The sequence below is a fragment of the Oryzihumus sp. genome, from assembly GCF_036391795.1.
GTDB lineage: Bacteria > Actinomycetota > Actinomycetes > Actinomycetales > Dermatophilaceae > Oryzihumus.
The window spans coordinates 1-19,904 of record NZ_DASVZH010000162.1; the positions used below are offsets into that span (position 1 = coordinate 1).

15 protein-coding genes and 1 pseudogene are annotated in these 19,904 nt (G+C 73.4%); 12 read left to right on the forward strand and 4 right to left on the reverse strand.

The features are described from left to right. The 4 genes and pseudogenes from VF825_RS09995 to VF825_RS10010 form a co-directional block, all read left to right on the forward strand. Positions 1-879 (forward strand): annotated as a pseudogene (locus tag VF825_RS09995) (hypothetical protein); the annotation flags it as partial. A gap of 29 nt (positions 880-908) precedes the next feature. Next, positions 909-1,427 (forward strand): hypothetical protein, encoded by a 519-nt coding sequence (locus tag VF825_RS10000; RefSeq protein ID WP_331112762.1) that lies wholly within the window; start codon positions 909-911, stop codon positions 1,425-1,427. Between the two features lie 188 nt (positions 1,428-1,615). Beyond that, positions 1,616-2,479, forward strand: coding sequence for a formylglycine-generating enzyme family protein (locus VF825_RS10005; protein WP_331112764.1), 864 nt, complete (start codon positions 1,616-1,618; stop codon positions 2,477-2,479). 138 nt (positions 2,480-2,617) lie between these two features. After that, positions 2,618-3,322 carry a VOC family protein gene (locus tag VF825_RS10010; protein ID WP_331112766.1) on the forward strand — a complete coding sequence of 235 codons (705 nt, stop codon included), beginning with the start codon at positions 2,618-2,620 and terminating at the stop codon, positions 3,320-3,322. An 86-nt stretch (positions 3,323-3,408) separates the two neighbouring features. Here VF825_RS10010 and VF825_RS10015 read toward each other — a convergent pair whose 3' ends face one another. Beyond that, a complete protein-coding gene (locus VF825_RS10015; protein ID WP_331112768.1) occupies positions 3,409-3,999 on the reverse strand; it encodes a hypothetical protein in 591 nt (196 codons plus the stop codon). Positions 4,000-4,236: 237 nt separating this feature from the next. Here VF825_RS10015 and VF825_RS10020 point away from each other — a divergent pair, with 237 nt between their 5' ends. The 3 genes from VF825_RS10020 to VF825_RS10030 all read left to right on the forward strand — a co-directional run bounded on the left by VF825_RS10020 (position 4,237) and on the right by VF825_RS10030 (position 6,780). After that, on the forward strand, positions 4,237-5,673 hold the full coding sequence (locus VF825_RS10020; protein ID WP_331112770.1) for an MFS transporter: 1,437 nt from the start codon (positions 4,237-4,239) through the stop codon (positions 5,671-5,673). Further along, positions 5,670-5,843, forward strand: coding sequence for a hypothetical protein (locus tag VF825_RS10025; RefSeq protein ID WP_331112773.1), 174 nt, complete (start codon positions 5,670-5,672; stop codon positions 5,841-5,843). The genes VF825_RS10020 and VF825_RS10025 overlap by 4 nt, the downstream gene beginning before the upstream one ends. Before the next feature lie 289 nt (positions 5,844-6,132). Beyond that, positions 6,133-6,780: a hypothetical protein gene (locus VF825_RS10030; RefSeq protein ID WP_331112774.1), complete on the forward strand. Its 648-nt coding sequence runs from the start codon at positions 6,133-6,135 to the stop codon at positions 6,778-6,780. 83 nt (positions 6,781-6,863) lie between these two features. Here VF825_RS10030 and VF825_RS10035 read toward each other — a convergent pair whose 3' ends face one another. Then, positions 6,864-7,706, reverse strand: coding sequence for an MIP/aquaporin family protein (locus tag VF825_RS10035; RefSeq protein ID WP_331112776.1), 843 nt, complete (start codon positions 7,704-7,706; stop codon positions 6,864-6,866). A gap of 198 nt (positions 7,707-7,904) precedes the next feature. Between VF825_RS10035 and VF825_RS10040 the strand changes: the two genes are divergently transcribed. The 5 genes from VF825_RS10040 (at position 7,905) to VF825_RS10060 (ending at position 14,543) form a co-directional block, all read left to right on the forward strand. Then, positions 7,905-10,649, forward strand: a complete 2,745-nt coding sequence (locus tag VF825_RS10040; protein WP_331112778.1) for an HAD-IC family P-type ATPase — start codon at positions 7,905-7,907, stop codon at positions 10,647-10,649. Between the two features lie 33 nt (positions 10,650-10,682). Further along, on the forward strand, positions 10,683-11,702 hold the full coding sequence (locus VF825_RS10045) for a polyphosphate kinase 2 family protein (RefSeq protein WP_331112780.1): 1,020 nt from the start codon (positions 10,683-10,685) through the stop codon (positions 11,700-11,702). Then, positions 11,699-13,072 carry a diacylglycerol/lipid kinase family protein gene (locus tag VF825_RS10050; protein WP_331112782.1) on the forward strand — a complete coding sequence of 458 codons (1,374 nt, stop codon included), beginning with the start codon at positions 11,699-11,701 and terminating at the stop codon, positions 13,070-13,072. Before VF825_RS10045 ends, VF825_RS10050 begins: the two co-directional genes overlap by 4 nt. Before the next feature lie 62 nt (positions 13,073-13,134). Further along, complete coding sequence (locus VF825_RS10055; protein ID WP_331112784.1) at positions 13,135-13,689, forward strand: phosphatase PAP2 family protein; 555 nt, start codon at positions 13,135-13,137, stop codon at positions 13,687-13,689. 8 nt (positions 13,690-13,697) lie between these two features. After that, positions 13,698-14,543 (forward strand): 4'-phosphopantetheinyl transferase family protein, encoded by an 846-nt coding sequence (locus VF825_RS10060; protein WP_331112786.1) that lies wholly within the window; start codon positions 13,698-13,700, stop codon positions 14,541-14,543. On the opposite strand, the gene VF825_RS10065 is transcribed toward VF825_RS10060, so the two are convergent. Both VF825_RS10065 and VF825_RS10070 read right to left on the reverse strand, forming a co-directional pair. Beyond that, the gene (locus tag VF825_RS10065; RefSeq protein ID WP_331112788.1) at positions 14,509-15,873 is read right to left on the reverse strand and encodes a M1 family metallopeptidase; all 1,365 of its coding nucleotides are present in this window, start codon (positions 15,871-15,873) and stop codon (positions 14,509-14,511) included. The two genes, VF825_RS10060 and VF825_RS10065, sit on opposite strands and share 35 nt — an antisense overlap. Continuing rightward, the gene (locus VF825_RS10070) at positions 15,870-19,787 is read right to left on the reverse strand and encodes a Pls/PosA family non-ribosomal peptide synthetase (RefSeq protein ID WP_414695816.1); all 3,918 of its coding nucleotides are present in this window, start codon (positions 19,785-19,787) and stop codon (positions 15,870-15,872) included. The genes VF825_RS10065 and VF825_RS10070 overlap by 4 nt, the downstream gene beginning before the upstream one ends. Positions 19,788-19,904 lie beyond the last annotated feature (117 nt).

Below are 19,904 nucleotides of genomic sequence, written 5' to 3' on the forward strand. Positions count from 1 at the left end.
GCGATGTACAAGGACGGCTGGTGGCTGGCGATGAAGACACCCCGTGTCCCGTGGGTGGTCACCCCCGAGGCGCTGAAGCCGTACGCCCCGGACGTGTGGGACCCTGACGCCGACCCGGCGGAGCTGTACTACCTCCCTGACGACTTCAGCCAGGCCCACGACCTGGCAGCCGACCACCCGGACAAGGTCCAGGAGCTCAGGACGCTGTTCTGGACGGAGGCCGAGCGGTACAAGGTGCTGCCGCTGCTGGCCACGCTGTCGGCGTTCTTCGGCATCACGCCGCCACTTGAGGCGACCGGCACGATCGAGTTCCGCGGTGACGTCCAGAACGTCGCACCAGGCATGATCCCCCGGATCTACAACCGTTCCTACGCGATCAGCGCAGACCTCGTGGTACCCGCTGACGGCGCCGAAGGCGTGATCGTCGCCGAGGCGGACCACCTCGGCGGGTTCTCACTGTTCGTCGACGGCGGCCGGCTGACCCACACCTACTCGATGATGGGCGTGTTCGTCTATCGCCAGCAGGCCGACATCCCCCTGCCGACCGGCGAGGTGAACGTGCGGATGGAGTTCGCCGCCGACGCGGCCAAGCCGGCCACCGGGGGTCAGGTCACCCTCTTCGTGAACAACGCGCCGGTGGGTGGCGGACGGATGGACCACACCGTGCCCATGCGGTTCTCCGCCTACGCGGGGATGGACATCGGCCGCGACAACGGCGGCGTGGTCGACCTGAGCTACGCCGACCGGAAGCCGTTCGCGTTCACCGGCACCATCAAGAAGGTCGTGTTCGACGTGAAGCCCCATCGCAGGGGCAAGGACGAGCAAGCCATCCACACGGTCGCGCACCACGGCCACGCAGCACACGGACTGTCGGCATGAACCCCACCGCCGGACTCAAGGTCCTTTCCTTGCCCATCGACCATGAGACCACGGACGTCCTGATCGGCAGCTACCTGTCCCACGACGCCGCGCACGAGGACTACCGGGCCGCGCTGGCCTGCGGCGCCTACCTGCACGGCGCGATCGTGGTAGCCAAGGACCTGGATGGCAAGGTCACGGTGAGGCAGTCCGACCACATGGTCCGCGAAGTAGCTCAAGGTCTCGGCACCCTGGGGTTCCTCACCGGACTGGCGGTCTTCCCCCTGGTGCCGCTCACCACCGGCGTCGCCGCCGTCATGGGCGGGTTCCTCGGTGAGGCGCTGCACCTGCTCACCGAGACCAAGGTCAAGGGCCAGGCAACGGCGATGATCCCCCTCGGCTGCGCCGCGCTGATCCTCGCGTACCCGCGTTCGTCAGCCGACACAGTGCAACCGGTGATCACGAGGGCGCTCACCAAAGTCACGGCCGAAGGGCAGGGCCACCACGTCCAGGCGCTGAGGGGTGCCCTTTCCGGTGCCCAGCAGCAGCTGGCTGCGACCGCGAGCTAGCAGGTGACTGCCGGCGAGCCCCGTGGACGAGGCTGGCCGGCCGAAGAGGAACACCCGTGGCTGAACGACGAACAGCCTTGAGGTCCGCCTGCTGCGCGGCCTCCCGCAGCGACGGTGCGGTGGCACCACCGCCCGGCCCGAGGCAGGAAATCGTCGCCCGGGACGGCGCGGGTTCGGACTCCTCACTGGTGCACCTGCCCGGCGGGTCGTTCCTGATGGGTGGCAACGACCCGGACGGGTTCCCCGCCGACGGAGAAGGCCCGGTTCGCCCGGTGACGTTGTCGCCGTTCCGGATCGACCGGTACGCCACCTCCAACCAGAGGTTCGCCGAGTTCGTGGACGCCACCGGCTATCAGACCGACGCCCAACGGTACGGCTGGTCCTTCGTCTTCGCCGGGCAGCTGCCGACTGACCACCCGCCCACCAGAGCGGTGGCGGACGCACCGTGGTGGCGGCAGGTCCATGGCGCCCACTGGTGGCAACCGGAAGGCGCCGGGTCCTCGCTGGACGGGCGAATGGACCATCCCGTGGTGCACGTCTCCTGGAACGACGCAGTCGCATACTGCCAGTGGGCCGGGCGGCGCCTTCCCACGGAGGCCGAGTGGGAGTATGCCGCCCGCGGTGGCTTGGTGGGCGCGCGGTACGCGTGGGGCGACGAGCTGACCCCTGACGGCCGCTGGATGTGCAACATCTGGCAAGGCACCTTCCCCACCGACAACACCCTGGCCGACGGATTCCTCGGCCCTGCCCCGGTCGACGCCTTCGACCCCAACGGCTTCGGCCTCCACAACGTCGCCGGCAACGTCTGGGAGTGGTGTGCCGACTGGTTCAGCGCCACCCACCCCCGCACCGAGGCCCCCGACCCCAAGGGCCCAGCGGGCGGCGACTCCAAGGTCATCCGCGGCGGTTCCTTCCTGTGCCACCGCTCCTACTGCAACCGCTACCGCGTCGCCGCCCGGACCGCGAACACGCCCGACAGCTCAACCGGGAACACCGGATTCCGCTGCGCCGCCGATGAGACAGGACCGGCTCGCGAAGGGTCAGAGGCGTGAGCGATGTCCCTCCAGGGCTGAGCGAGCGCAACGAGCCCGGTGTCGAACGTGGCCTCCGTGACATCGGGGAGAGCGAAGGCGCCCGGTCGCACCCGGAATCGCCTTGCCGTCCGGCTGACCCATCCCTAGCGTGCGCGCATGCCCGTGCGACTGCTGTCGGTGACCTTTGATACCCGTGAGCCGGCTCATGTGGCGCAGTTCTGGGCAGGTCTGCTCGGCCGGGAAGTCGTGGAGGACGCCGGTGGCGCGTTGCTGCCGGGCCACGACACGCAGCTCGGCCTCCGGTTCATCCCGAGCCTCTCGGAGAAGGCGGGACCGAACCGCCTGCACCTCCACCTGACCAGCGCCAGCACCGAGGGCCAGCAGCGCACCGTGGCGACCGCGCTGGGGCTCGGCGCCCGCCACCTCGACGTCGGACAGCGCCCCGAGGAGGGACACGTCGTCCTGGCCGACCCCGGTGGGAACGAGTTCTGCGTGATCGAGGCAGGCAACGCCTTCCTCGCCGGGTGCGGCTTCCTCGGGGAGATCGCCTGCGACGGCACCAGGGAGGTGGGTCTCTTCTGGAGCGAGGTGCTGGGCTGGCCGTTGGTGTGGGACCAGGACCAGGAGACGGCGATCCAGTCACCGCGCGGCGGCACCAAGGTCGCGTGGGGCGGACCGCCTGTCGCGCCGCTCGTGCAGAGGAACCGCCAGCGCTTCGACCTCGCGGTGGCCGGTGGCGATGCGGACGCCGAGATCGAGCGCCTGGTCGCTCTGGGAGCCAACCGGCTCGGAGCCGGCGACAACGGCACCGTGTTGCTCGCTGACCCCGATGGGAACGAGTTCTGCGTCCACGCCGGGTGACTGCGGCGCCCCCGCTCGATCAGGTCCCGACGTGGACGACGATGTATCGCGCGTCGGCGTCACGCGCCGGATCGCTCCCGGTCGCGTCAGTGCGGCTGAGGCTCGCGGGCTGGCGGCTGCACCTGGCCCTGACCTGCGTCCGGGCGGCCGCGTCCCAGTGCTCCCGCGATCAGGAAGAGGATCCCGAACGTCGCCAGCGGGACCACGACGATGCCGGTCGAGCCGGTGAGGAGGGCGCCCAGCGGCGGCCGGTCCAGCGGAACCTCACGGAACATCCGGGCGAGGACCTGGATGAAGGGGAACGCCGCGAGGACGAGCATGAGCACCCCGGCCCACGGGGGCTGCCGCTGTCCGAGCACCGCGATGGGGAGGGCGAGGACCAGCGCGATGACGGGGATGTCGGGCGCCTCGATGATGTCGACGAACAAGCCCAGCACGGCATACAGGGCGAAGAGCCCGACCGCCGTGGCCAGCACGACGGGGGCGATGTCGGGCCGGCGCCTCGCCAGGATGGTGAGCCCGGCAAGGGGCACGACGATCGCTGCCGTGAGGGCCAAGGCCGACACGAGCGCCAGGTCCTCGTAGGCATAACCGAGAGCGAACAACAGCCCTCCGAGGGAGAACAGCGCCGTGACGACCAGCACGGTCCGACGAAGGACGGTTGCGACGGTGTCCATGACCTCCACCTGCCTTTCCGTACCTCCAGCCTCCCGCCGGCCGCGCAGGGACAGTAGGGCACGAAGCCCTTCGTCGCGGGCGGGGTGCGCAGGCATCGCAGTCCTCGGGTGGGAGGCCCTGCCAGTACCTGTCCCAACAGAGACTGCCCCCTCGGGCAGCGGGCCGGGACCCTTGGAGATGTCACCACCACCCGGGCCCCCGACGGCCTCCCCGACGACACTCGAACGGGTCCCACCTTGACCATCACCCAGCACGCACCCGGCAGGGCCACAGCACCTGCGACCCCCGACGACGGTCCCGCCCACCCGCGCGCGATCCTGGCCGTCATCCTGGTCAGCTACTTCATGATCCTGCTCGACAACTCGATCATCTTCACCGCCCTGCCCACCATCGGCGCGGCGATGCACCTGTCCCCCAGCGGCCTGTCGTGGGTCCAGGACGCCTACACCCTGGTCTTCGGCGGGCTGCTGCTCCTGGGCGCCCGGCTCGGGGACCTCCTGGGCCGCCGCCGGGTCTTCGTGGCGGGGCTCGCGGTGTTCGCCACGGCCTCGCTGCTGGTCGGGGCCGCCCCCACCGGCTGGTTCCTCATCGCCGCCCGGGCGCTGCAGGGCATCGGCGCCGCCGTCGTGGCCCCCTCCTCGCTGTCCCTGCTGACCGCCAGCTTCCCCGAGGGCCGCGAGCGCACCCGCGCGGTGGCCTGGTACGGCGCGGCCGCCGGCATCGGGGCCAGCCTCGGCCTGGTCATCGGCGGGGCACTGACCAGCGCCGTGTCGTGGCGTGCCGGCTTCTTCATCAACCTGCCGATCGGCGTGGCGATGATCGCACTGGCACCACGCTTCCTGCCGGAGACACCGCGCAGCACCGGCCGCTTCGACGTCGTCGGCGCCCTGGCCGCCACCCTGGGCATGGGCGCGCTGGTCTTCGGCATCATCGGCTCCGCCGACGCCGGCTGGGGGTCACCGACCACCCTCACGTCCGTGCTCACGGGCGTCGTCCTCCTCGCCGCGCTCGTCCTCAACGAGGCCCGCGCCGCGCAGCCGATCATGCCGTTGGGCCTGTTCGCCAGCCGGGTCCGCACCGGGGCCTACCTGGCCCGCCTGCTCTACCTCGGCGCGATGATCGGATTCTTCCTCTTCACGACCCAGTACCTCCAGGGTGTCCTGGGTTTCAGCGCTCTCGCGGCCGGCATCGGCTTCTTCCCGATGACCGTCGTCAACTTCGCCGTCGCGATGGCGATCCCCCGGCTCGGGCGACGCTTCCCCACCGCGACCCTGCTCTCCGCCGGCGTCGTCCTGACTCTGGCGGGCATGGCCTGGCTCAGCCGGGTCGACGCCAGCAGCAGCTACCTGACGGCGGTGGCGCCGCCCATGGTCCTCATCGGCGCGGGGCAGGGCCTCGCGTTCGCGCCGCTCACCTCCGCCGGCGTCAGCGGCGTCACCGCCGACCAGGCAGGCGCCGCGTCGGGACTGGTCAACACCGCCCACCAGCTCGGCATGGCCCTCGGGCTCGCCCTCCTGGTGGCTGTCTCCGCACGAGCCGGCAGTGGCACGGACAACCGGGCCACCGCCCTCGCCGGCGAGGTCTCGACCGCCCTGACCGCGGGCACCTGCCTGCTGGCCGTGTGCCTCGTGGCCACCGTGGCCCTCATCGTCCGGAAGGAGCGCACCTCATGACCTCGTGGGACCCCACCGACGCCGCCCCGATCACCGCACCCCAGGAGGTGCAGGTGCTGCCGGCAGTCGACGCGGCGTACCGGAGCACGTACGGCCACTACCCCTCGATCGTGGACCACCTCGTCGAGGACGGGCCGCGCTCGGCGACGCTGCAGGTGCACCCGGCCTGATGCCCGAGCCGCGCCCGCTCGCGGTCGGCCGGCGGGCCTATCGTGGTGGCAAGGCGCATCCCGCGCCGGATGGACCATGTCCCGCTCCTTCGGCCGCGTCCGTTCCGCGTTCCTCGCTGCGTCGGCTGCCGCACTCCTGGCCGCGTGCGGCCCGGCGCCTCAACGCGTGGCCGCACACCTCACGAACCATCCGCTCACGCCCACTCCCCTGGTGACGTCACCGGCAGGTTCCCGGACCGCCGCGCGGGCGGAGCCGGTCCGGGCCGCCGCCGGTGTCCCGTTCGCACTGATGCGTGCCCCCGGCGAGCAGGTCTCGAGCACCAGCTGGGTGATCGCCAGCATCCGCGGCGACACCGCCATTGCCACGCTCGTCATGGGGCACCCGATCGTGGCCGCGACCCCCGCGGTGGCCCCGGTCCTGGCGGACTGCGACCGTCAGATGCGCCAGCAGGCCGCCAGCACCCTGCGCACCTCGGTCGCCGTCCCGTTCGTCCTCACGCTGACGCCGGGCGCCACCAGCGGCGCCCGCCTGCGCGTGTTCGTCCGGCACAACGTCGCTGCCGGCCTCTACCTCGCGGTGCTGGACGCCCCCGTGCCGCAGCGGGGGCCACCGCCGTGCCCGACGGTTGCCGCGACCGACGTCCCGATCGCCAGCGGCGTCGCGCCCGGGCACGCCCGCCGGGCGTGGTACCTCTGGGCGGTTTTCCCGAGCACCGTCACCGCCTCCCAACCGAATGCGGACGTGGGAGCCAGCGCGGCCGGTTTGCCGGTGCCCCGGGTGCTCTTCGACGACCTGGCCACCGGGTTCGCCCCCACCCACACCCCCAGCGGGGACGGCACGGTCGTCTGCCACGGCCTGACGACGACCTACTGGCTGACCTACCTGCCCAGCGTGTTCGCCACGAGGATGCTCGACCCCTGCCGGGCCGTCGGCTGACGCCGGGCGTCCGCGCGAGCCCTCAGGTGAACCGCGAGGGGACGGGGATCCCGCCGATCCCACACGGCATACCGGAGGGTGGTTCAGGTGGCGGTGGCGCCTTGCGCCGCGCGCCGGGCGGACAGGTCGCCCCCGGCCCCGCGCAGCAGCCATGCGGCGACGACCGCGACCAGCGCACCGACCAGCGGTCCCACCACGTAGGCCCAGAAGGACGTCCACGTCCCTCCCACCAGGGCGGGACCGAACGTGCGCGCGGGGTTCATCGAGGCGCCGCTGATGGGGCTGGCCCACAGGCCGGCGAGCGCGATGTAGGCGCCGACCGCGATTGCCGACAGGGTGCCGACGTTCTGCGCGCCGGAGGCGGTGCCCAGGATGGTGCTGAGCAGTCCGAAGGTCAGCAGCGCCTCGATGACCGTTGCCTGCAGGGTGCTGATGCCCGGTCCGGGCACGGTCGCCCCGAGCTGCCCGACGTTGCCGAACATCGCCCGCAGCACCAGGCACGCAGCCGTCGCCCCGACGAGCTGTGCCGCGACGTATCCCGGCACGCGCCTCCACGGGAAGTCGCGCCGTAGCGCGAACCCCAGGGAGACCACGGGGTTGAGGTGGGCACCTCCCACGGCACCCATGAACAGGATCATGGCCAGCACCATCAGCCCGGGCGCGACCACCGCTGCGGTGCGCGAGATCTGCCCGTGGCTGACCGCGTTGACGACGCCACCTCCGGCGGCGACGAGGACGAGCAGGAACGTGCCGAGCAGCTCGCTGAACAGCCGCCGCCACTCCTGCGAGGAGTCGTAGAACTGCGCGACGAGGTCGAGGTCACGGGTGACGAAGGACCGGGCGGCGGCAAGCTCGCCGACGGAACGGCCACCCTGCCCCGCACGCGGTGCCGACCCGCTCTGGACCGCTGACTTCTGCTGTGCCACGACGCACCTCCCGGGAGTGGCGGAGAACCCCTCCAGCGTTGGTCCGTCCGGCCCCACCCGCCTCATCCGCGCGGGGTGAGCAGCGGCGGAGCCGCCGTCCGCACACTGGCAGAGAGGCGTGCCGGGGCCGGCCCCGGTGCCCGTGACCGACTGGGCGGGGTGGTTCCACCCAGGCGCCGGGACGAGGAGGTGGCCGCAGTGACCGTCCAAGCCAGGAGCAGTGAGCTGACCTCGCCGGCCGGGGGGCCGTGGTATGCCCGGCCCGCGACCGAGGTGACCGCGGCGCTGCACGTCGACCCCGAGGTGGGGCTGAGCGCCGCGACCGCTGCGCAGCTGCTGTCCGAGCACGGCCCGAACGCCCTCCCCGAGGAGAAGCCCAAGCCCGGGTGGCAGCGGTTCCTCGCGCAGTACCGCAGCTACATGCAGATCATCCTCGTGGTGGCGGCGCTGGTGTCCCTGCTCATCAAGGAGTGGAGCACCGGGGTCCTGCTCATCGTGCTGACCCTGGTCAACGCCGTCGGCGGCCTGCGCCAGGAGGGCAAGGCCGAGAGCGCGATGAACGCGCTGAAGTCGATGATGAAGGCCACCGCCCGGGTGCGCCGCGACGGCGCCGACGCGCAGGTGCCCGCCGAGCAGCTCGTCGTCGGCGACGTGGTCCTGCTCGCCGCCGGGGACCAGGTCCCCGCGGACGGGCGAATCGTCGCCGCCAGTGCCCTGCAGATCGACGAGTCCGCACTGACCGGCGAGAGCGTGCCGTCGGCCAAGGACACCACGGTGCTGACGGGGCACGACCTCAGCCCCGGCGAGCAGTCGAACATGGCCTTCATGAACACGCCGGTCACGCACGGCAGCGGCACGATCGTGGTGACCGGGACCGGTGCGGACACCGAGCTGGGCAAGATCTCGGGGATGCTCACGGCCACGGAGGCCGAGCAGTCCCCGCTGACCCGCGAGCTCAACCGGCTGACGCTGTGGATCGCGGCCGCGGCCGGGCTGACCATGGTCGTGATGTTCGTGCTCGGGCACGCCCGGGGGCAGGCTTGGGACGCCCTGTTCGTCGCCGCCGTGTCGCTGGCCATCGCCGCCATCCCCGAGGCCCTTCCCACCGTCACCCAGGTGATCCTGTCCCTGGGCAGCATCGACCTGGCCAAGCGCAACGCGATCGTCAAGGACCTGCCCTCGGTGGAGACGCTCGGCTACACCTCGGCGATCAACTCCGACAAGACCGGCACCCTGACGATGAACCAGATGACGGCCGTGGAGGTCGTCGACCCCACCGACCGCTACACCGTCACCGGGACCGGCTACAGCCTCGAGGGCAGCATCCACCACGCCGCCGGTGCCACGGACACGATCGAGGCGGCGGTGCTGCCCTACGTCATCGCCAACGACGCCAAGATCGTCGACGGCAAGGTCGTGGGCGACCCCACCGAGGGTGCGCTGCTGGTGCTCGGGCACAAGGCCGGGCTCGACGTCGAGGCCAGCCACGAGCGGCTGCCCCGGCTGGCCGCGCTGCCGTTCGACCCGGGATACAAGCTCATGGCCACCTTCAACCGGGCCCACGACGCCGACGGCCGCGAGGTCGTGCGCTGCTTCGTCAAGGGGGCCGCCCCCGCCGTGCTCTCCCGCGCGGCGAGCGCGCTCTCCGGCGGGCGGACCGTGCCCTGGGACGCCACCCTCGGCAAGGCGGCCGTGCAGCACATGGAGCGGATGGAGCGGGAGGGACGGCGGGTCATGGCCGCGGCCACCCGCGACCTCGACCCGGCCACGTTCGACGCCGACGGCGACCTCCTCGGCTACGTCGAGCAGCTGCAGATGACCAGCCTGGTCGGCATGGTCGACCCGCCCCGGGAGCAGTCGAAGGCCGCCGTCGCCGCCGCCCAGTCCGCGCACGTCCGCGTGCGGATGGTCACCGGCGACGACGTCACCACCGGCGCCGCGATCGCGACCCAGCTCGGCATCCCCGGCGAGGCGATCCTCGGCGCGGACTTCGCCGCCCTGTCGGAGTCCGAGCGGCTGGACCGGATCGAGACGATCGGGGTGGTCGGCCGGGTCGCCCCCGAGCACAAGGTGCTGCTGGCCAACACGCTCAAGGCCCGCGGCGACGTCGTCGCGATGACCGGCGACGGGGTCAACGACGCCCCCGCGATCAAGGCCGCCGACATCGGCATCGCCATGGGCAGCGGCACGGACGTGGCCAAGAACGCCGGCCGGATGATCCTCACCGACGACGACTTCGCCACCATCGTCTTCGCGGTCGAGCAGGGCCGGAAGATCTACGACAACCTCGCGAAGTACATCCGCTTCGTGCTGCTGCTGCTGGTCGCCTTCGTGCTGACCTTCCTCGGCGCCACCTTGTTCAACATCGCCGCCGGGGAGCCGTTCACCCCCGCCCAGGTGCTGTGGGTCCACTTCTTCGTCAACGCCCCGTTCGGCTTCGCGCTGGGCTTCGACCTGGAGACGCCGGGTCTCATGGCCCGCCATCCGCTGCCCCGCGGCCAGTCGGTGCTGACGAAGCGGCTGGTCACGACCGTCGGCCTGGTCGGCCTGGTCATCACCATCGGCCTGCTCAGCCTGATCCACTGGGGCGGCGCGCACTTCGGCAGCCCGCAGGTCGGCCAGTCGATCGCGTTCACCTCCTTCGCCCTGTGCCTCATCGTCGCGGCGTACGAGTGCCGCAGCGAGACGGCCACCGCCCTGAGCGCGTCCAGCTTCGACAGCAAGCAGATGAACTGGGCCGCCCTCGGTGAGCTGGTGCTCGCCGTGATGACCACCCAGATGGACATGCTCCGCCGGCTGCTGGGCACCACCGAGATCAGCATGCGCGAGTTCGCCTGGGCCCTCGTGCCGGCGCTGGCGCTGCTCCTGCTGTGGGAGCTGGGCAAGATCCCCCTCCGCCACGGCGCGCTGTCCGGCGCCGCCGGCGTCCCCGGCTCCGACTGACCGGCATCGAGGCGACAGGAAAGGACGGCCCCCATGGCACACGACGAGCGGGCGAAGCGGATCGCGGACGCGATCGAGCCGTTGCGCGTGCCCCCGGGCACGCATGTCGACCTCGAGCAGGATTACAACCCCCGCTACAAGGCCGGCTTCGTCAAGAAGAAGGACGGCGCCGAGCTGCTGCGCGCCGGCGTGGAGCTGCTCGCGGAGTACCAGGAGCGGCTGGCCGCGCAGGACACCTACGGCGTGTTGGTGTGCCTCCAGGCGCTGGACGCCGCGGGCAAGGACGGCACCATCCGCCACGTCATGAGCGGGGTGAACCCGCAGGGGGTGCGGGTGCGCGGTTTCAAGGTCCCCTCGGTCGAGGAGCTCGACCACGACTACTTGTGGCGCTACGCCCGGGAGCTGCCGCCGCGCGGCGACATCGGCATCTTCAACCGCTCCCACTACGAAGAGGTGCTCGTCGTCCGCGTGCACCCCGACCTGCTCGACCGGCAGAAGCTGCCCCCGGAGGCCAAGGGCAAGGGCGTCTGGGACCGCCGGTACCGCGAGATCAACGACTGGGAGCGCTACCTCGTCGACAACGGCTTCAAGGTCGTCAAGCTCTTCCTCAACCTCTCCCGGGAGGAGCAGCGGGTGCGCTTCCTGCGCCGCATCGACCTGCCCGACCACAACTGGAAGTTCTCCCCCGCCGACGCCCGCGAGCGGCTGCGCTGGGACGACTACCAGGAGGCGTTCTCGGAGATGCTCTCGGCGACGAGCACCGAGTGGGCGCCGTGGTACGTCATCCCCGCCGACCGCAAGTGGTTCGCCCGGCTGGCCACGGCGGCCGTCCTCGTCAACACCCTCATGGACATCGACCCGCAGTACCCCGTCGTCAGCACGGACACCCGCGCCGAGATGCTGCAGGAGAAGGCGGCGCTGGAGGCCGAGGCCCCCAAGGGCGCCGAGCCGGACCCGTTCGAGGCGCAGGTCCTGCGCGAGGAGGAGGGCGAAGGCCGCGGGCCGAAGCAGAAGAAGCAGAAGAAGGGCAAGCGGCGGAAGGACCGCTCGTGACCTCCGGTGCCGCCAGCCCGGCCCACCGGCGCGGTATGGCGAGTCCCCACCCCGGGGGGGCGTCTGCACCGCGCTCCACGGCGCAGGTCTGGCTGGCCCGCGGCGCCTTCGCCGCCGTGGCGCTGGCGGCGCTCAGCCTGGTCGCGTTCGCGATCATGGACGCGCTCTGGCTGCTGGTCACCGCCGCACTCGGCATCATGCTCGTGGTCGCCTCCGCGTGGTGGTTCCTGACCCGCCGCGGCGTCCAGCGCTGGGTCGCCCTGGGGGTGGTGGTCCTCGTGCCCATGGTCCTGGCGGTCCTGTTCATCCGCGGCCACCTGCTCTGGGTCGCCCTGCTGGCGCTCGGCCTGCTGCTCGTCGCCGTCGCCGCCGGTCGCGAGGCCCTGGCCCGGGACCGGGTGCCGGCCACCATGCCCGAGCACGTCGTGCCGCCGCCGCTGCGCGCGTTCATCGTCATGAACCCCCGCTCCGGCGGGGGCAAGGTGGGCCGGTTCAACCTCAAGGAGCAGGCGGAGGAGCTCGGCGCGACCGTGGTGCTGCTCGAGGGACCGGGCACCGTGGACGTCGAGGCCCTCGCCCGGGACGCCGTCGCCGCCGGCGCGGACCTGCTCGGGGTCGCCGGGGGCGACGGCACCCAGGCCCTGGTCGCCGGGGTGGCGGCCGAGCACGGGTTGCCCTTCCTGGTCATCAGCGCCGGGACGCGCAACCACTTCGCCCTCGACCTCGGCCTCGACCGGGAGGACCCCCAGACCTGCCTGGCGGCGCTGACCGAGGACGCGGTCGAGCTGCACGTGGACCTCGGGCTGGTCGCCGGGCGCACCTTCGTCAACAACGCCTCGTTCGGGGCCTACGCCGAGGTCGTGCAGAGCCCGGCGTACCGCGACGACAAGCGCGGCACGACCCTGGAGATGCTGCCGGACCTGCTGACCGGTCAGGGTGGTGCCCGGCTGACCGCCCGCGCCGACGGCGTCAGCGTCGAGGGCCCCCAGGCGGTGCTGGTCAGTGTCAACCCCTACGAGATGACCGACCTGGCCGGCATGGGCCGCCGCGCGCGCCTGGACACCGGCCGGCTCGGGGTGGTCGCGGTGACCGTGGACAACGCCCGGCAGGCGGTCGGCCTGCTGCGGCTGGCCCACGACCGCGGTGTCACCCGGGTCGAGGCACCGGAGGTGGTCGTCAGCGCGGACACCCCCGAGGTCCCGGTGGGCGTCGACGGAGAGGCGCTCATGCTGCCCACGCCCGTGACGTGCACGATCCGCCCGCAGGCCCTGCGGGTGCGCGTGCCGCGGTCGCGCCCGGGCGTGCCACCACCGACCCCCGCGCTGAACTGGGTCCGGCTGCGCCACCTCGCCTTCGGGGGTCACCGGTGAGGCGACGCGCGACCCGCCCCGGCCCGCAGGTGCGCTGTGGCCGCCGGCAACCGTCCGCCGACGTGGCACAGCAGGCGCTGGCCGAGCTCGCCGCGCTGGACCTCGCCGTCCACGACACCGTCGCGGGGACGCCCACTCCCGCGCTGGACCGGGCCCTGGGCCGGGTCTCCAACGCCGCGAACTACTCCCGGCTGTGGCTGGTCACGGCCGCGGTGCTCAGCCTGCTGGGGCACCGCGGTCGGCGCGCCTCGGTCGTCGGCCTGGTGGCCGTCGGGGCCACCTCGGCCACGGCGAACCTGCTCGTCAAGCCGCTCCTGCGCCGGGGCCGACCCGTGCGGGAGGACGGCGAGCACGACCACCGGGTGCGGATGCCCACCTCCGGCTCGTTCCCCTCCGGCCACACCGCCTCGGCGTTCGCGTTCTCCTCGGCCGCCGGGGCGGAGCTCCCGGTCCTGGCCCTGCCACTGCGGCTGGCCGCCACCACCGTGGGCTGGTCGCGGGTCCAGTCCGGCGTGCACTTCCCCGGGGACGTCGTCGCTGGGGCGTTGCTGGGGGCGAGCATCGGCAGCTGGACCCATCGTCTGGCACGGCGCGGGCGCGCGAACCGGGAGGGATGATGACTGCCATGGGGACCCACACGGGGGCAACCACCACGTCCACCGGCGCGACCGGACCCGCGGCGACGACCGCGACCACTGCGGCGGGGCCGCTGCCGCGGACGCGCGCACCCGGCATCCCGCTCGTGCAGGTGTGGTGGAGCCGGGTGGCGCCGCTGGACGCGGTCGCGCACTGGCTGGACCCCTGGGACCTGACCCGGGTTTCCACCCTGCGCCGGGCGGACGACCGGGCTCGGTCCGCGACCGGTCGCGCGCTGCTGCGTCTGGTCACGAGCCGGCTGATGGAGGTGCCGCCCGAGGACGTCCGGGTCCGGATGCTGTGCCCGCTGTGCGGCAGCGACCGGCACGGCCGGCCGGTGCTGGGCACCAGGCACATCAAGCACGGCGTGCGACCACCGCAGGTGAGCATCTCGCACGCCGGTGACCGGGTGGTGGTGGCGCTGGGCACGACCGGCCCGGTCGGCGTCGACGTGGAGCGGGTCTCGGCGACCCCGGACGGTGTGGCCGAGATGGCCTGGTCCGCGGCCGAGCGCGCGGCGCTGGACCTGCAGCCGGAGGGGCGCAGCCCCGCGGCCCGGGCTCGGGTGTGGGTGCGCAAGGAGGCCGCGCTCAAGGCCACCGGCTACGGGCTGGCGGTCGACCCGTCCTCGCTCACGGTCACGACCGGGCCGGGCGAGGCCAGGGTGCTGTCCTGGGTCGGCCACGAGGACTGGGCCGGGTGCCTGGGGCTCACGGACCTCGACCTCGGACCGGGGTATGCCGGGTGCCTCGCGGTGCGGCGCGACCCCGCCGCCGACCCGCAGGTGCTGCTCCACCGGGTCAGCGACCCGACGCTGCGCCGGGACCGGCACTGACCGGCAGGAGTGGCAGCGCCGGCTCGTGCAGCCAGACCCGGAACAACCCGTGCAGCGGCAGGTCGGTGTGCCGGGACGCGCAGTCCACGAAATCCTGGGTGGTGACCACCCCGTGCCGGTGGGTGGCGGCCCAGTCGCGCAGCACGGCGAAGAACGCCTCGTCCCCGATGACGGTCCGCAGAGCGTGCAGGGTCAGCGCGCCGCGCTTGTAGACCCGGTCGTCGAACATCAGCGCCGGGCCGGGGTCGGCGAGGACGAGGTCCTGCCGCAGGTCTGCCAGCCGGGCGTGGTGCTGCACCGCGAGCGCGTGTGCCGTGGGGCCACCCCGGTGCTCCGACCACAACCACTCGGCGTAACAGGCGAACCCCTCGTGCAGCCAGATGTGCTGCCAGGACCCTGCGGTGACGCTGTTGCCGAACCACTGGTGGGCCAGCTCGTGGGCGACCAGGCGCTGCTGACCCTCGTGGCCGTCGAGGAAGTTGGCGCCGAACACCGACAGCCCCTGGGCCTCGAGCGGGATCTCCAGGTCGTCGTCGGTGACGACCACGGCGTAGGCCGGGAACGGGTAGGGCCCGAACAGCTGGGTGAACAGCTGCACCATCTCGGCCTGACGCCGGAAGTCGCGCAGCAGCAACGGCTTCAGCCGCGCCGGGACCAGCGCCTGCTGGGGCACCGTGCCCGTGGACAGCTCGACGACCTCGTAGAGGCCGACCTGCACCGTGGCCAGGTAGGTCGACATCGGCTCGGCCTGCTCGAACACCCAGCGGCGCCGGCTGGCCAGCCGGGCCTGCGCCACGAGGGTGCCGTTGGCCAGCACCTGGTACGGCGCCTCGGTGGTCACCGTGATCCGGTAGCTCGCCTTGTCCCCCGGCTGGTCGTTGCAGGGGAACCACGACGGCGCGCCGTCGGGCTGGCTGGCGACGATGACCCCGTCGGTGAGCTCCTCCCAGCCGACCTCCCCCCACGGCGAGCGCAGCGGGCGGGGGTTGCCGGAGTACTGCACCTCGACCACGAAGACCGCCCCCGCCGGCAGCGCCGCGGCCGGTGTGACGTGCAGCTTGCCGCCGCGGTGGACGTATCGCGCGGGCCGGCGGCCGTCGACGCTCACCCGGGCGACGCGCAGGGGCCCGAGGTCGAGGCTGAACCGGGACAGCGGCTGGGTGGCCACCAGCGACAGGCGCGCGCGCCCGGTCAGGTGGTTGCTCACCACCCGGTAGTCGAGGTCGAGCTCGTAGCGGCTGGCGCGGTAGCCGCCGTTGCCGTGGGTGGGCAGGTAGGGGTCCCCAGCGGTCGCCGCGCCCTGGCCGGGCTGGCGGGAGCGGGCCCTCACCGGGAGCCGGCCTTCTGCCGGGCCGCGGCGCCGGCGTCGGCCTGCCGTTCCGGCCAAGGCTCGACCGGGTTGCCCCGCCACCGGGTGTGCGCCGGGAGCGCCTCACCGCGCAGGACGAGAGACGCCGGGCCCACCGTGGTGGCCGCCCCGACGGTCGCCGCCGGCAGCACCACCCCGTGCGGCCCGAGCGTGGCGCCCTCCTCGAGGGTGACTCGGTCCATGCTCATGATCCGATCATGGAACAGGTGCGTCTGCAGCACGCACCCGCGGTTGACGGTGGCGGCCGCGCCGATCGACACGAGGTCGGCCTCGGGCAGCCAGTAGGTCTCGCACCACGTGCCGTGGCCGATCCTGGCCCCCAGCGAGCGCAGCCACAGGACCAGCCCGGGCGTCCCGGCGGCGGCGCGGGCGAACCACGGGGCGGCGAGCACCTCCACGAACGTGTCGGCCAGCTCGTTGCGCCACACGAACGAGCTCCACAACGGGTGCTCGCCCACGGCGAACCGGCCGACCAGCGCCCACTTGGCCAGGCTGCTCACCCCGGCGGCGAGGGCGCCGGCGGCCAGCACGAGCAGACCGCTGACCAGCCCGGCGACGGCCCAGCCGGACCGGACGACGACCTCCTGCAGGACCAGCAGCACCAGCACGCCGAGGGCGACCGTGCACATCACCGGCACGATGCGCAGCACCTCGACCGCCCCCCGGGCGACCTTGAGCCGCCGGGGCGGGTGGAAGGTCCGGGTCTCGTCCCCGGAGGCCGGGGGCCGGCGCAGCCGCACCGGCGGGCTGCCCAGCCAGGACGTGCCGGCCTTGGCCCGCGCGGGGGTGGTCGACAGCACCGCGACCAGCCCGCGCTTGGGCACCCTCAGGCCCGGCCCGGTCATGCCGGAGTTGCCGAGGAACGCCCGCTTGCCGACCTTGGCCCGCTCGACCCGCAGCCACCCGCCGACCAGCTCGTAGGAGCCGATCATCGTGTCGTCGGCGAGGAACGCGCCGTCAGCGATGGTGGTCATGCTCGGCAGCATCAGCACTGTCGAGGCCTCCACGTCCCGCCCGATCCGGGCGCCGAGGGCTCGCAGCCACCCTGGCGTAGCCAGGCTGGCGTAGAGCGGGAAGAGCAGGCTGCGGGACTCGTCCATGAGGCGCTCGGTGGCCCACACCTGCCAGCCCACCCGGCTGTGCACCGGGTGGTGCCCCTCGGACAGCCCCAGGGCGAGCAGGCGGACGCCGACCAGCACCAGCAGCGCCAGCACGGCAACCATGACGAGGGTGGCGACCGGCACCCACACCAGCGCAGCGACGGCCGCCCCGCCGACGGTGGCGGTGCCGCGCACCGCCCGACCGAGGACCAGGGCGCCGCACGCGACGGCCACCAGCGGCAGGGTCGCCAGGGCCAGCGCGGTCAGGCCGTAGACCACCGGCCACACCCGGGATCGCGGCGCCCGCCGACCCGGGCTGTCGGCATGGGCGATGCCCGCGAACGCTGCCGGTGACCCGGCCCAGCGCTCGGCCGGGGGCACGTTGCCGAGCACGGCCGACCCGGCCCCGACCTCGGCTCCCTGGCCCACCCGGGAGCCGGGTCCGAGGGTGCTGCGCGCCCCGACGGTCGCCCCCGCACCGACCTTGACGCGCCCGACGTGCAGCACGTCGCCGTCGAGCCAGTGCCCGGACAGGTCCACCTCCGGCTCGACGGCGCACCCCTGGCCCAGCGTCAGCAGCCCGGTGACCGGCGGCAGCGCGTGCAGGTCCACGTCCCGGCCGACCCTGGCCCCCAGGGCCCGTGCATACAGGCTGGTCCACGGGGCGCAGGAGAGGTTCTCCGCCCCGGAGGCGGCGACCGCGGCCTCGGCGCACCACAGCCGCAGGTGCACCGGCCCGCCGCGGGGGTAGGACCCCGGGCGGAGCCCGCGCAGCAGCAGGCGGGCCGCCAGCACCGCCAGGCCGATCCGCCCCGGCGGGGTGAACAGCAGCACCCAGCCGGCCAGCACCCACCACCAGGACACCGGCGTGGCCCAGGTCGCGCCCGACCCGGCGAGCAGGTTGTCCACCAGGGCCAGCACGATGAGCCAGCGCAGGCCGACCACGGTCGCGGTGACGACCGAGGCCAGCGCCTGCACCACGCCGGCCGAGCGAGGGACCGGCGCCACCGTCCGGCTGGTCGCGCTGACCGGCGGGGAGAACTCCTCCAGCACCTGGGCCAGGGCGCCGAGGCGGGGGTTCTCGTAGACGTCGGCGACGGTCACCTCCGGGTAGCGGGCCCGCAGCGCCGAGACCAGCTGCGCCGCCGACAGGCTGCCTCCACCGTCGGCGAAGAAGTCGTCCTCGGGCCCGCGCACCCCCACGCCGAGCACGGCGGTCCACTGCTCGGCGAGCCAGGCCGCGGTGCCGGTGAGCCCGGCTGCGCCGGGGGCCACATCGGGCTCCAGCGGCCAGGGCAGGGCGTGGCGGTCCACCTTCCCCGAGATCCGGGTGGGCAGGGTGGGCACCACCGCGAGCAGGGGGACCAGGGCGGCCGGCAGGCTCGCGGACAGCCGCTCGCGGGCTGCCGGCTGGTCGAAGTCCGTGCCCGGGGCGACGGTCAGGTAGCCGACCAGGACCGGGGTGCCGGCAGGGGTGGTGCGCACCGCCGCGGCCGCCGCGGTCACCCCCGGCAGGCCCTGCAGCGCGGCGTCCACCTCGCCGAGCTCGATCCGCCGGCCGCCGACCTTGACCTGGTCGTCGGCGCGGCCCACGAACACCAGCCCCTCCGGGTCGTGCCGCACGAGGTCGCCGCTGCGGTAGGCCCGCTCCCAGCCCAGGGTGGGGCTCGGCGCGAACTTCTCCCGGTCCTTGTCCGCGTCGAGGTAGCGGGCCAGCCCCACCCCGCCGATGACGAGCTCACCGGTGCCCCCGACCGGCACGCGATGACCGTCGGTGTCGACCACGGCCAGGTCCCACCCGTCCAGCGGCAGGCCGATCCGCACCGGCCCCTGCCCGCTCAGCTGGGCGGCGCAGGCGACCACCGTCGCCTCGGTCGGCCCGTACGTGTTCCACACCTCCCGGGCCGGCTCCACGAGCCGGGCGGCCAGCTCGGGAGGGCACGCCTCCCCGCCGAAGATCAGCAGCCGTATGCCGCGCAGCTCCTCCGGCTGCCACAGCGAGGCCAGCGTGGGGACGGTCGAGATGACGGTGATGCCCTGCGCCACCAGCCACGGCCCGAGGTCCATGCCGCTGCGCACGAGCGCCCGCGGCGCCGGGACGAGGCAGGCACCGTGCCGCCACGCCAGCCACATCTCCTCGCACGAGGCGTCGAAGGCCACCGACAGCCCGGCCAGGACCCGGTCGCCGGGACCGAGCGGGGCCTCCGGCAGGAACAGCCGCGCCTCGGCGTCGACGAACGCCGCGGCGGAGCGGTGCGTGACCGCGACACCCTTGGGGGTGCCGGTCGAGCCCGAGGTGAAGATGACCCAGGCGTCGTCCTGCGGGGTCGGCAGGCGCCGCGCGGTGCGGCTGGGCGTCCGGCGGACGACCTCGCCGCCGGCCCCGACGACCGCCGCAACCCCGGCCTCGGCGAATACCAGCCGGGCCCGCTCGTCCGGGTCGTCGGCATCGACGGGGACGTAGGCGGCTCCGACGGTGAGGACCGCGAGGATCGCGACGTAGAGGTCGACCGTGCCCGAGGGCACCCGGACCCCCACCTTGTCGCCGGCCCCGATGCCCTCGGCGGCCAGCCGGGCGGCCTGGACGTCCACGGCCTCCAGCAGCTGCCAGTAGGTCAGGGTGACGTGGCCGTCATCGATCGCCGGGGCGCCGCGATGGCGGTCCCGGGTGGCCAGGAGCACCTCGACCAGGGTCCGCGGCGGCGCGGCCAGCGGCGCCCGGGAGAGGCCGTCGTCGTGCACGCTGGCGTCCTCGCCCGGGTTGCGCAAGTCCACGTCGGAGTCCTCGTCGTCGGGCCGGCCGGGTGCTCGCACCCGGGCCGGTCGCTGCACGGACAGCGCCACTGTCGGCCCGCTCGGCCAGACCGCGCAAGGGCCGAACCGCCCGGACGC

What these genes read in the sequence shown, in the direction of transcription:
- VF825_RS10060 (WP_331112786.1), top strand. Translation starts at nt 13,698, where the DNA reads ATGGGGACCCACACGGGGGCAACCACCACGTCCACCGGCGCGACCGGA.
- VF825_RS10045 (WP_331112780.1), top strand. Translation starts at nt 10,683, where the DNA reads ATGGCACACGACGAGCGGGCGAAGCGGATCGCGGACGCGATCGAGCCG.
- VF825_RS10010 (WP_331112766.1), top strand. Translation starts at nt 2,618, where the DNA reads ATGCCCGTGCGACTGCTGTCGGTGACCTTTGATACCCGTGAGCCGGCT.
- VF825_RS10025 (WP_331112773.1), top strand. Translation starts at nt 5,670, where the DNA reads ATGACCTCGTGGGACCCCACCGACGCCGCCCCGATCACCGCACCCCAG.
- VF825_RS10015 (WP_331112768.1), bottom strand. Translation starts at nt 3,999, where the DNA reads ATGGACACCGTCGCAACCGTCCTTCGTCGGACCGTGCTGGTCGTCACG.
- VF825_RS10030 (WP_331112774.1), top strand. Translation starts at nt 6,133, where the DNA reads ATGCGTGCCCCCGGCGAGCAGGTCTCGAGCACCAGCTGGGTGATCGCC.